Genomic DNA, 12,236 nt, shown 5'->3' on the forward strand with positions numbered 1-12,236 from the left:
TGGCATGCCAGCCTCTGGCACAGATCGCATGCGCATCTTGCCGCGTGGTTTAGATTTTCCGCCTTATACGCTCCTGTTTTAGAAGCTGGAAAAAGCTCTCGGCTAGAGGCTATGCGTCGACACGCTAAGACGCGCCGCTACATCAGCTACAGGCTGTTTCTTTTCGGTCACTTGATTGACCGCTGGGTTTTGAATTCTTCGGTATATCGCGGGTTGCCCATGGCACCTCCAGATTGTGCTCAATTTAAGGCCTGGAGATGTCTACGAAACCCTGGCCGATTGGAAGGGTGCTACTCAATGGCTTGCTGGCGAGGGCGGGATTTGAGGCCGCTTTCAGGAGTTGCGCACTTACCGGGCGGTGACACGCGACATCAGAGGAGGGTAGGTCCGCGCTGAGTGATTAGCTAAATTTAATCGAGAAAAATGTTTTATTGACTAAATTAAAATATCGGGTAATTATTTCTCTGCATCTGCTCGAATGCAGAGTCATTTTCAGGGTCAACCCGATGAATCAGAACACCGTGCCTTCACTGGCCAGTCTTTACATCGAGACTAATGGATCGTCATTCGACGCGTGCCAAGCGCCTTTGCTTATGCAGGGCTTCCCGGCAGAGCCGCAACGCCGCGTCACCTGGAACAATTGGATGCGCCCGCCGTTCAGTCAGTGGGGTTTTCGTAATCTGGCGCGTCTGCGTCCCTCCATTGATGTGCAGGCCGGTTCCGGGCCAGTCAGTACTTTGCAAGAATTTCCACAAGCGTTGGATGAGCTGCACTTCGACAGTGAGTGTGGTCTGGGAATTAGCGTCATCGATCACCTGGCGGCCAGTCAGACCGATGCATTTTTGGTGGTGCAGGGCGACACCGTGCTGTTCGAGCGCTACTTCAACGGTCAGCAGCCTCGAGACCGGCACATCATGTTCTCGGTGACCAAGTCACTGATCGGCACTCTCGGTGAGCAATTGGTCTGTGACGGTTTACTCAACCCAGCGTTGCCCGCAGCGTATTACGTGCCTGAGTTGGTGGGCAGCGCGTTTGGTGATGCCACCGTACGCCAGCTGTTTGACATGGCCGTGGGCATTGATTACAGCGAAGTCTATGACGACCCCAACTCGGAGAGTTCGCAATACGGCTATGCCTGCGGTTTTCAGCCTGCACCTGCGCAATACGCCCAGTTCGAGTCGTTGTACCAGTACCTGCCGTCTCTAAAAAAACGCGGCACCCACGGTGGCTTTTTTCATTACGTGACCGCCACTACCGAAGCCTTGGCCTGGGTCATGGAGCGCGCCTCGGGCAAGGCCTGCGATCAGTTACTGCAAGAAATCTGGAGCCAATTGGGGTGTGAGCGTGACGGCTACTTTATGGCCGACCCTTGGGGGCGCAGCGTCGCCGGTGCCGGTTTCAGCGCCACTTTGCGTGACATGGCGCGTTTCGGCCGCCTGCTGGCCAACGATGGTCACCAGGATGGACTGCAACTGCTGTCGACCGAGACGGTCGCACGTCTCTTCGCCGGTGCCGATCCAGCGATCTACGCCCAAGACTCCGACTTCTCCAACTGGACCCCCGGCGCTTCCTATCGCAGCCAGTGGTACGTCTTCAACGATCACAGCCAGGCGATTATGGCGGGTGGTATTCACGGCCAATACCTGTTTGTCGACAAGCCGTCCGGTGTGGTGATCGTCAAGCAGTCATCGCTGACCGACGCCGTCAGCCAATTCGATGCTGACAGCGTGCGTATGCTGCGTGCCATTGCTGCGCACCTTAGCGACTGAAACGCCCCATAAATACAAGAAATTTGCGTCCTATTCGCCTGGCTCGGCCAGGTGTTGGCGGCGCACTGCGCCGCCATTTCACTGCCCTGTAACAACAATAATCACACAGGAGCTTCATATGGTTTCGATGACGCGTTTCTCTCGAGCGCTCTTAGCGTTCGGCTCACCCCTGATCACCCACGTTGCGTTGGCTGGCTACACCTTCGAGGACGGCAACCTCAAGGGTGAGGTCAATCTCAGCGCCGGGGGGGCGACTATTTCCACCAGCAACGTCAACTTTGGCAGTGGCCGCGTCGATGTGCGCAGCGGCAAAAATGGCGGCACGGAAATTGACTGGCAGGAGTTCTACGTGAAGCCAGGTATCAAGCTGGACTACTCGCTGCAGCCTGACGTCAGCCTGCTGGCCGGCGGCTCGCTCGTGGCGGCGACGACCTTGGGCGATGGCGATGCCGGCGGCTTTACGCGCAGCTCTGACGGTGATGTGGCCGCCGAAGAACTCTACGGTGGTTTCCGCGCTGGGGAATGGACACTGACTGCCGGGCGCCAGAACTACATGATTGGTACTGGCTTCATCGTCATGGACGGCAACCTCGATCAGCTCAAGGACGGCGCCTACTGGCTTGGCCCCAGAACCGCCTTCAAGGATTCGGCCATCCTCGCCTGGGATCATGGGGCATTGAAGAGCCAGGCCTTCACCTTGCGAACCGACGACGATCTGGGTGACTTCCGCATGACGGGCGCGAACCTGGATTACAACCTCGACGACCAGGTTACGCTGGGTGCCATGGCGATGAAAGTTCATGCGCTGGGCCCCAAGGGCAGCACCGCCCCTCGATTCCGGGACGGAATGCTGGTGTACAACGTAAGGGCACTCAACGCCAAGTTGCCAGGCGTGTCCGCCCTGACGCTCAACGCCGAATACGCGCTGGAGAAAGGCAGCGGCGAGGGTGTCGATTACGATGCCAACGCTTGGTACGGCCAGGCAGACTACGCGTTTAATAGCTTGCCTCTGACGCCGGTCATCGGCTATCGCTACGCCAGTTTTTCCGGCGATGACAACATCACCGACAATCGCCAGAAAGCCTGGGACCCTCTGAGCAAAGGCTTCGTAGATTGGGGCACCTGGCTGGTGGGGGATGTTGTTGGTAACTATCTGTTGTTCAACAGCAACGAAAACGTTCAGCAGTTCTCACTCAAAACTCACCTGAACCCAACGCTGACCCTCGGTGCGATTCACTATCAGTTCTGGCTGGACGAGAAAAACTACATGGGCGCCCCCGTCAGCGATCGGCGCTTTGCCGATGAGAGCGTGGTTTTCCTCGACTGGACGCCGACTCCGTCGTTCTATACGTCACTGTCGTATAACTGGGTCAAGCCGCTGGCCGCTGCCAAGCAAGTATTCGGCGATGATCAGAAATTCAGCGCGCTGGAACTGTACTTCACCTACCGCTATTAAGTGTCGCGAGCCCCGCGGCCGCGTAGGAGTGTTTCACCATGAACAAGCATGTACGCAACACCCTGTTGTCCGTTGCACTGTCGTTGCTGACGGCGGGCGTTTCCCTGGCTGAAGAGCGCACGGTGCGCATCTATAACTGGATCGAATACTTGCCTCCGGAGATCCTCAAGAGCTTTCAGGAGGAAACCGGGATCCGTCCGATCTATGACGTGTTCGACAGCGTCGAGACCCTTGTGTCCAAACTGCTAACCGGCAACTCTGGCTATGATGTGGTCTACCCCGGCAGCACCAACCTGAGTCACTTGATCGCGGCGGGTGCTGTCCAGCCTCTGGACCGCAGCCAACTGCCGAACTGGCAGCATCTGGACCCGGAGTTCATGAAATCCCTGGAGTCGGTGGGTGACACCGGCAACCGCTACGCTGCGCCCTACCTGTGGGGCACCACGCTGATCGGCTACAACGTCGACAAGGTCCAGCAGATTCTGGGCGCCAATGTTCAGATGAACACCTGGGACATGATTTTCAAGGAAGAGAACCTCAGCAAGCTGGCCAGTTGTGGCGTCGGTTTTCTCGATGCAGCCAACGAGATATTGCCCATCGCGTTGCACTACAAGGGTCTCGATCCCAACAGCCAGAAACGCGAGGACTACCCGCAGGCTCAGGCGGCAATGATGAAGATTCGTCCTTACGTCACCTACTTCAACTCGTCGCGCTACGGCATGGACCTCGCCAACGGTGACATCTGCGTCGCTGTGGGCTGGTCGGGCGGCGTGGCACTGGCCAAACAGCTGGCCGATGCCGCGGGCAAGGGTGTGAGGGTTGAAATGGCGTTACCCAAGGAAGGTGCGCCGATGTGGTCAGACGTGATGATGGTGCCGGTTAACGCCCCCCACACCAAGGAGGCCTACGAGTTCATCAATTACATCCTGCGCCCGGATGTGATCGCCCGGATCAGCAACAAGATCGGATACCCCAACCCGAACAAGGATGCCACCGTGCTGGTGAACGCCGACATCCGTAACAATCCCAACATGTATGTGCCGGACGAAGCGCGCAAAACCCTGTTCGCTTTACGGCCCATGCCGCCAGCCATGGAGCGGATCCGCACTCGCATCTGGACCAGCATCAAGACCAATTTCTGATCATCGTGGCCCGGTGCTTTTGCGCCGGGCCACACAGGAGTGTTTGCCATGGCTGAACCATTGGATTTGATGGGCGCTGCTCCCAATCTGCAGCGGGTGCTGACCCTGTGCGTCGATATCGGCCATGGGCTGATGTTGGGGGAGAGCGAAGATGGAATGCGTTGCAACTACTCAATTCTGGGCGGGGATTTTCAAGGGCTGGACTTCAATGGTCAGGTGCTGGCCGGGGGCGAGGATTTCTTCCTGGTGCGCCCTGTGCATTACCCCAACGCAAGTCAGGTAGTGATTCGCTGCTATCGCTTCTATTGATGCCCGAGATTCACCTCTGCTGTTGAGTACGGCCTCTGTTAACCCTCGTCGCTGGCGCGCATCGCCGGTCGGACGCGTGTGGATGACAGGCAGTGCAAGGAGGTGTGACGGGCTCTTCTTCTGATCGGCGACAGGCATGTCGCCATTTTTTTGTGTGGCCGCTCGGCACAGGAGACTCACCATGTTTGTCACTTTACGAGCCCGAATTATTGTATTGGTCGGGCTATGCCTGACACTGTTGGCCTTAGCCCTGATCGGCACCGCACTCAATGAAATGAGTGGCTTGAGTCAGCGTGCCGAGGGGCTGACCTCTGCCAGCCTGACCCAGAATATCGAGGCGCGCGTGGCCGAGTCCGTTCGTTTCCAGTCCTCTGGCGTCCAGGTGTTTTTCCGCGATGCCCTGCGCGTCGCAGAAGCCTCATCAGCGGAGGTCATGCGAATCATGTCGCTGAGCCGTGGTGGGGCGCTGACACCAGAGCATGCCAGGAACTACATCACCGGGCAGTTGCAGGCCAGCTTGCAAGCCAATCCGACGTTTATCAGCACTTATGTCGCTTTCGAGCCCAATGCTTTCGACGGGCAGGACGCGCGCTTTGCCGGACAGAGCGAACTGGGTAGCAACGAGCTGGGGCGTTTTGCACCGGTCTGGTTTCGCCAGAGCGGCGGGAAGATGGAGCAAGTCACGGTGCAAGAAAAGAGCATTGTCGACGACACGCCCATGGCCGACGGCAAGGCATCCCGCATCTGGTATGACTGCCCACTACGAACGACGCAGCCTTGTCTGCTGAATCCCTATCTCGATGATGCCTCTGGCAGTCCGATACTCATGACCTCGCTGACCCTGCCAGTGATCGATCACGGTCGCGTGGTGGCGGTGCTGGGTATCGACATTCAGTTAAGCCAGATTCAGGTCGTAGCCCTGGCCGCCAAGGCAGGCTTGCCGGGGCAGGCTGGGGATGTGTGGATTGTCAGCGCCTCTGGACTGGTTGCTGGCAGTACGCTGGACAAGGATGCACTGGGCGGTCGATTCAAGGAACCTGGCGTGGAGTCTTCCGCATTATTGCCAGGACAATCACGACCGCTGCAGGATTTGCTCGTCAATCAGAGGTTCTCACCCATTCCCGGGGCCGAGCCTTGGCGCATTGTGGTCAAGCTACCCTCGGAGCAGATGTTCGCACCGCTGCTTAAGTTGCACGAAGCGATGAATGAGCACCTGCTCGCTGCCGTGCAAAAGGAAGTGCTGATAGGTTTGGCGCTGGCGGTATTTGGACTGGTGGTGATCTGGCTAGCGTCCCGGAGCATCGTGCGACCACTGCAGGCAATGTCGCGGATGGCCGACGATCTGGCCCGTGGCGAGGGCGATCTGGTCAAGCGCCTGGATTACTCCCGTGCCGACGAACTGGGCGGGGTGGCCAGCGGGCTAAACGCTTTTCTTGATGTGTTGCAGCCTATCGTCATCCGGCTCAAGGACTCTATGACCGAGTTGCGGGCGGCGGCGGCCAGATCTGCCCAAGACAGCACCGACAACTTGCAAACCATGGAGCATCAACGCCAGGACATCGATCAAGTCGCAACGGCTATGTACCAGATGAACCTTTCGGCGCAGGAGATAGCTCGTAATACCGCATCGGCATCGCAAGCGACGGGGACTATTTTGCAGACCATCGACGACGGCACCGGGCTGATCGAAAGAACCACCCGGATAGTTGCTCGTCAGGGCGAGGACCTGGCCAACGCCAACCGCCAGGTCAACCAGCTATCCATCAAGAGTGAAAAGATCGGCAGCGTCCTCGACATCATCCGCGACATCGCCGAACAGACCAACCTGCTGGCGCTCAACGCAGCCATCGAGGCTGCACGGGCTGGCGAATATGGAAGAGGGTTTGCCGTGGTGGCCGATGAGGTGCGCAACCTGTCCAGTCGTATTCAGGATTCGATCCAGGAAACGCGCTCGATCATCGAAGACCTGCAGCAAGATACCGTCGTCGTCGTGCATTCGATGACTCTGAATCAGAATCTCGGCCAAGAACTGGCGGCGCTGTTTGGTGCGTTAGTCGAGTCGTTGTACGGCGTTGGTGAAGGCATAGGTCGGGTGGCTCAGATGAACGTCCAGATTGCCAGCGCTGCCGAAGAACAGAGCGCGGTGTCGGAGCAGATCAATAGTTCGGTCGGTCGCATCCGCCGGCTCAGCGAGGACCTGACGGTCAGTGCACGTGAATCGGCGCAGGAGATCGCCGATGTCAGTGGACAGGCCACAGAGCAAGGACGTTTGCTGGAGCGTTTCAAGACCTGAGGTGAGGGACACTGTGGCCGGTCATGCCAGCCACCTGCCTGGGCTATCGCGTACAGCAAGTCTCAAAGGAGACTGGCGAGGTCCAGTCGTTCAAGGGTTTGAGCATCCAGCACCAACTGCGTCGAACGCGCCAGGCTATTGAGTTGCTCCAGGTTGGTGGCACTCGCAATGGCAGAGGTAATACCGGGTTGGTGCATGACCCAGGCCAGGGCGATTTCCGCAGGTGAGACCTGCTGTTCCTGCGCCACCTGATGCAGAACGTGCAAAATGCGCATCCCACGCTCATCGAAGTACTTTTCCAGGTCGTCGCGGCGAGCACTATGCGTCAGGTCATTCAGACCTTTGTATTTGCCACTGAGGAAACCCGAGGCCAGGCTGAAGTAAGTCAGGACCTCACAGTCTTCGGCCACGGCAAATGCACGCAACTGCTGTTCGAAGTCATGGCGATCATAGAGGTTGTACTCCACCTGAAGGCAGGCGTAATGGGGCAGGGCGCGGCGATCGGCAGAGGATTTAGCGGCTTGTAGATCTTCCAGGGTGTAGTTGGATGCGCCGATCGAGCGAACCTTGCCGCAGGCGATCAACGTGCTGTAAGTCTCCAGGGTTTCCTCGTGAGCTGTCGAGGCATCCGGGTAGTGGGAGAAGTACAAATCGATGTAATCGGTTCGCAGTCGACGCAGCGAATCATCCACGGCTTGCAGGATTCTGCCTTTCGAGAGCCCTTGCTGATGGGGCGAGAGTTCGGCCCCGACCTTGGTGATGATCTTCACTTCACTGCGTCGGTGGCTGTTCTGACTCAGCCATTTGCCAATGATGGCTTCCGACTCGCCGCCGCTATTGCCACTGGCCCAGATGGAGTAGGCGTCTGCGGTATCAAAGGTGTTGATGCCGAGTTCAAACGCTGCGTCTAGTAGCTTCAGCGAATCTTGTTCGTTGACGGTCCAGCCAAAGACATTGCCGCCCAGCACCAGGCGTGAACTCTCCATCGTTGAACTGCCCAAATAGTCTTTTTTCATACCGGTCCGCCGTTTGAGTTAATAGTCAGTCCTCTGGTTTCTGGCGTTCAGCCAAACACCCCGCGAGGTGATTGCATCTGTGTGTTTTCTCAGGCCCGCATGCCGTAAAAGAGCAACTCGGTGATGTGCCTTACCTGAGCGGAGTGGGACTCGACATCCGGCTGCTCCTGGTTGACCAATCTGAACAACTGCAAGTGTGAATAGTCGTTCAACAGGAAAGAGGCCAGGTCGACGTCGAGGTCGGCGCGAAGTTTGCCGGCCTGCTGCAACTCTCTGAGCAACCCACTGATTTCAGTTCTGAGTGCATCGTTCATGGCGCGATAGCCTTTGGGCAGCCCGTTGTCGCCGCCAAACAATATCAGTGGCAGCAGTTCACGCCAGAGGCTGGGGTGCATGACCTCCAGTGCGTAACCGGTCAACCGCCGCTCCAGGTAACACATGGCATCGACCGGATCCTCAATGTCAGGCATCTGGCTGCGGGCGTCCTTGATGGCACGTTGGTCGGCGTCGTGCAGGATTTCCAGAATGATTTCCTGTTTGTTACCGAAGTACTTGAACACCGTGGGCGCTGACACCCCAGCCTGGTTGGCAATTTGTTCGATGGTTGTGTTCTGGAAACCCTGGCGCTCAAACAGCTCGATGGCTGCCTTGCTGATGGCTTGGCGTCGTTCGACTTTCTGACGTTCACGTAGTCCGCTCACAGGTGATCCTTGTCGCTATGAATAGGGGGGCGGATGTCGCCCAATCATCCATTCAAAATACTTAATCGAGTAAAACATTTAAAGCACTAATTTCTGCAATGCACTCTCTCGCGGGAGCAAAAGACCTCGAAGGGCATTCGGAGAAATGATTTGTTACCTGGATACCGTTGTTCACCTATTTGGGGCGCGCTGGGCCATTTCGTAGCACACGGTGAGTATCGCGCCGATCTAAAGAACATCGGGTTTTGAGTCAGAACTCCTTTCTAATTAAGAACTTGAGGCAATTCTAAACAGGCTGGCACGGTTTCTGCCTTTTTGAATCTATGGATAATTGGATACAAAAAAGCAAAAGGTGACTTTATGCAATTCGCTCCCACCTACGTTGAACGTCAGCCCCTGACCGCCGAGGAGGAGGCTTACAACTTTTTGCTGGAAGCGATCTGCGGCGGTCGTTTCCGCAAAGGCGACCGCCTGATCGCCGAGGATATCGCCAGTGAAATCGGCATGAGCCGGATGCCAGTGCGCGAAGCCTTTCGCCGTCTTGATGCTCAAGGCCTGGTGACCCTGAGGCCCAACCGCGGCGCCATTGTCAGTGGTCTGGATTTCGACGAGTTGCACGAAGTCTTCGAAATGCGCAGTGCCCTCGAGGGCCTGGCCATCCGCGTGGCCGTGGCGAAAATCGGCGAGCGTCAGCTGGCGGCTTTGGAACGCATGCTGGACGAGATGGATGACTACCGCGACGAAAGCGCCGAGTGGGTCAGACTTCATCGTTCCTTCCATGAGTACCTGTGCAGCCTCAGCGGCCGTCCTCGGCTGATGAAGCAGATCTCGGCGCTGTATTCGCTAATTGAGGCGCCAATGCGCCTTTGGCTGCAACACAGCGAAAAACCCTTGAGCGCTCGCCAGGAACACGCGGTGATCCTCGATGCCATTCGTTCAGGCGATGTCGACCGAGCCGAGGCGATAGTGCGCGAGCACATCGAGGGCACGGTGCCGGCGCTGATCCAGTTTCTGCAATCGGAAAAATAGAATCGGGCTCAAACCCGACAGTGTTTTGACTTTGAGTACTGCCCCGTTACTAAACAACTGGAGTGTCTCGTCGTGCATAAACGCCATATGTTACTTGCCGCTGTATCCCTCGGGCTCTGTGCACAGTGGGCGGTTTCCGCGCCCCAAGTGCCGGAGCGACTGCAAAAGGCCGACAAACTCACGTATTGCTCGGGCATGGACTCACCGCCTTTGGTGTCTTTCGATGAGGCGCAAAAACCCAGGGGCCTGACGGTCGATCTGGGGCTGGAAATCGCCAAGCGGTTGGGAAACAAACCGGTGCAATGGCGGGTCATTCCTTTCTCCGGGTTGCTGCCGGCATTGCTCGCCCAGCAGTGCGACATGATCGTTGATCAGCTGTTCGACAAGCCCGAACGCCGGGAGGTGATCGACATCGTCAACTACATGTATTCCAGTCAGGCAGTGGTCGTTCCCAAAGGCAATCCCAAGGGCATCAAAACCCTGGAAGGACTGTCCGGGCACAAGGTGGCAGTGCTCAATGGCTCGACGATCAAAACCTTGCTGGACGCCGAAAACGAAAAGCTGACCAAGGCTGGCAAGACCCCAATGAAACTGGTGGTTTACAACACTGACACCGACGCCTTTCAGGCGCTGCGCATCAGTCAGGTAGACGCTTACGGCACGACCGTGGAAACCGCCGGTTACTACGCCGCCATGGCGCCCGATCTGTTCGAGGAAGGGGTGCCGGCCTTCAGCCGGATTCTCACTGGCTTGGGCATTCGCAAGGATGATCCGCAGCTCACTGCAGCGGTACAACAGGTCATCAGTGACATGCGCAGCGACGGCAGTTACGTGCAGTTGCTGAGCAAATGGCATGTTTCCAGCGACACACTCGACTGAGGCGAACGCTCGATGAATTTCAATTGGGATGTGTTCTGGCAATACCTGTTGCAGCCCAGCGGGGTGTACCTCACCGGACTCTGGCTGACGTGCCTGATCAGTGTGTTGGCGATGGCCTTGGGCTGTGTACTGGGACTGGCGGCGGCGCTGATGCGTCTGTCGCGCAACCCGTTGCTCAACCTTCCGGTACGGTTTTACGTGTGGCTGATGCGCGGCACACCGCTGTTGGTGCAGATCGTCTTTCTGTACACCGCATTGGCGGCCGGCGGGATCTTCCGATTTGAGGACGTGCAACTGTTCGGTTTAGTAGTGCCGGGCAATATCCAGGCAGCGATTATCGCCCTAGGTCTGAACGAAGGCGCTTACATGGCCGAGATCATTCGTGCCGGGATTGGCGCCGTGGACAAAGGACAGTACGAGGCTGGGCGTTCGCTGGGCATGACCTTCGACAAACTGATGCGGCGCATTGTTCTGCCTCAGGCGTTCCGGGTCATCGTTCCGCCATTGGGCAACGAGTTCAACGTGATGCTCAAGAATACGACGCTGGTCAGTGTGATTGGCGTGCAAGAGTTGCTGCTGAGCACGCAAATGGTCACGTCGGCGACATTCCGGGTATTTGAACTGTACCTGGTGGTGGCGATTTATTTCCTGCTGCTGACCACCCTCTGGGGCTTCTTCCAGCGTTGGTTGGAAGCGCGTTTCGGACAGTCCGATCGACCCGCACCGCCAGCGGCTAGTAGTCGCATGTTCGGTCGCAGCACGCTGAAATTGCTGAGGGGGCGTTAAGCATGGCGCACAAAAGTGAAGAACTGATCATCGAGGCCCTGGACATTCACAAGTCCTTCGGCGACCTGGAGATTCTCAAGGGGATTTCCTTGCAGGTGCGGCGGGGTGAAGTGGTGGTGTTGATCGGCGCTTCGGGCTCGGGCAAGACCACCTTTATTCGCTGTATCAATCTGCTGGAAGACATTCAGGGTGGGCGCATTCGCGTCAACGGTCGCTCCATGGGTTACCGCGAGCGCGCTGATGGCAGCCTGGTGCGCGACTCCGAGCGCAACATCGCTCGCCAGCGTCGGGACATAGGCATGGTCTTCCAGCGTTTCAATCTGTTCCCCCACATGACCGCGCTGGAAAACATCATTGAGGCACCGATCCAGGTGCTAGGCGTGCCACGCGCCGAAGCGTTGGAACAGGCCCGGGGCTTGCTCGCCCGTGTCGGTCTGGCGGACAAGGCAATGCATTACCCCTCGATGCTGTCCGGTGGACAGCAGCAGCGCGTGGCGATTGCTCGGGCGTTGGCGATGAAGCCACAGGCCATGCTGTTTGATGAGCCTACCAGCGCTCTGGATCCCGAAACCGTGGGCGAGGTCCTGCAGGTGATGAAGCAGTTGGCCGATGACGGCATGACCATGGTGGTGGTCACTCATGAAATGGGTTTTGCCCGAGAAGTCGCTGACCGCGTGGTGGTCCTCGATCAGGGTGAACTGATCGAACAGGGGCCGCCGGAGCAGATCTTCAGTCGACCGACTCACCCGCGGACCCAGGCCTTTCTCAGTCGCGTGCTGTGATCTTTTCAGTCAGGTCTTTTATCTCCGGGTAATGAAACCGGATCACCTCCGGCTAGTGAATCTTTGTTTGGAAG

General features: G+C 57.5%; 11 protein-coding genes and 2 pseudogenes. 10 read left to right on the forward strand and 3 right to left on the reverse strand.

Annotation, left to right across the window (positions count from 1 at the left end):
- Positions 1-105: 105 nt before the first annotated feature.
- Positions 106-221 (reverse strand): annotated as a pseudogene (locus ACZ89R_RS02195) (transposase); the annotation flags it as partial.
- Positions 222-506: 285 nt separating this feature from the next.
- On the opposite strand from ACZ89R_RS02195, the gene ACZ89R_RS02200 reads away from it, so the two are divergent.
- The 6 genes and pseudogenes from ACZ89R_RS02200 (at position 507) to ACZ89R_RS02225 (ending at position 6,969) form a co-directional block, all read left to right on the forward strand.
- Complete coding sequence (locus tag ACZ89R_RS02200) at positions 507-1,769, forward strand: serine hydrolase domain-containing protein (RefSeq protein ID WP_429546861.1); 1,263 nt, start codon at positions 507-509, stop codon at positions 1,767-1,769.
- Between the two features lie 118 nt (positions 1,770-1,887).
- The gene (locus ACZ89R_RS02205) at positions 1,888-3,225 is read left to right on the forward strand and encodes an alginate export family protein (RefSeq protein ID WP_429546860.1); all 1,338 of its coding nucleotides are present in this window, start codon (positions 1,888-1,890) and stop codon (positions 3,223-3,225) included.
- Between the two features lie 38 nt (positions 3,226-3,263).
- On the forward strand, positions 3,264-4,367 hold the full coding sequence (locus ACZ89R_RS02210; RefSeq protein WP_429546859.1) for a polyamine ABC transporter substrate-binding protein: 1,104 nt from the start codon (positions 3,264-3,266) through the stop codon (positions 4,365-4,367).
- Between the two features lie 48 nt (positions 4,368-4,415).
- Positions 4,416-4,676 carry a DUF3237 family protein gene (locus ACZ89R_RS02215; protein WP_429546858.1) on the forward strand — a complete coding sequence of 87 codons (261 nt, stop codon included), beginning with the start codon at positions 4,416-4,418 and terminating at the stop codon, positions 4,674-4,676.
- Positions 4,677-5,118: 442 nt separating this feature from the next.
- A pseudogene (locus ACZ89R_RS02220) lies at positions 5,119-6,111 on the forward strand (PDC sensor domain-containing protein); the annotation flags it as partial.
- A 102-nt stretch (positions 6,112-6,213) separates the two neighbouring features.
- Positions 6,214-6,969 (forward strand): methyl-accepting chemotaxis protein, encoded by a 756-nt coding sequence (locus tag ACZ89R_RS02225; protein WP_429441288.1) that lies wholly within the window; start codon positions 6,214-6,216, stop codon positions 6,967-6,969.
- 62 nt (positions 6,970-7,031) lie between these two features.
- Here ACZ89R_RS02225 and ACZ89R_RS02230 read toward each other — a convergent pair whose 3' ends face one another.
- Positions 7,032-7,985 carry an aldo/keto reductase gene (locus tag ACZ89R_RS02230; protein WP_429546857.1) on the reverse strand — a complete coding sequence of 318 codons (954 nt, stop codon included), beginning with the start codon at positions 7,983-7,985 and terminating at the stop codon, positions 7,032-7,034.
- An 89-nt stretch (positions 7,986-8,074) separates the two neighbouring features.
- A complete protein-coding gene (locus ACZ89R_RS02235; RefSeq protein ID WP_123496905.1) occupies positions 8,075-8,686 on the reverse strand; it encodes a TetR/AcrR family transcriptional regulator in 612 nt (203 codons plus the stop codon).
- A gap of 360 nt (positions 8,687-9,046) precedes the next feature.
- On the opposite strand from ACZ89R_RS02235, the gene ACZ89R_RS02240 reads away from it, so the two are divergent.
- The 4 genes from ACZ89R_RS02240 (at position 9,047) to ACZ89R_RS02255 (ending at position 12,162) form a co-directional block, all read left to right on the forward strand.
- On the forward strand, positions 9,047-9,715 hold the full coding sequence (locus tag ACZ89R_RS02240) for a GntR family transcriptional regulator (protein ID WP_123496903.1): 669 nt from the start codon (positions 9,047-9,049) through the stop codon (positions 9,713-9,715).
- Between the two features lie 72 nt (positions 9,716-9,787).
- The gene (locus tag ACZ89R_RS02245) at positions 9,788-10,594 is read left to right on the forward strand and encodes an ABC transporter substrate-binding protein (protein WP_429546856.1); all 807 of its coding nucleotides are present in this window, start codon (positions 9,788-9,790) and stop codon (positions 10,592-10,594) included.
- 12 nt (positions 10,595-10,606) lie between these two features.
- Complete coding sequence (locus ACZ89R_RS02250; protein WP_429543140.1) at positions 10,607-11,380, forward strand: amino acid ABC transporter permease; 774 nt, start codon at positions 10,607-10,609, stop codon at positions 11,378-11,380.
- 2 nt (positions 11,381-11,382) lie between these two features.
- Positions 11,383-12,162, forward strand: a complete 780-nt coding sequence (locus ACZ89R_RS02255) for an amino acid ABC transporter ATP-binding protein (protein WP_429546855.1) — start codon at positions 11,383-11,385, stop codon at positions 12,160-12,162.
- The last annotated feature ends 74 nt before the right edge of the window (positions 12,163-12,236 follow it).

Source organism: Pseudomonas sp. TE3728 (genome assembly GCF_056279145.1).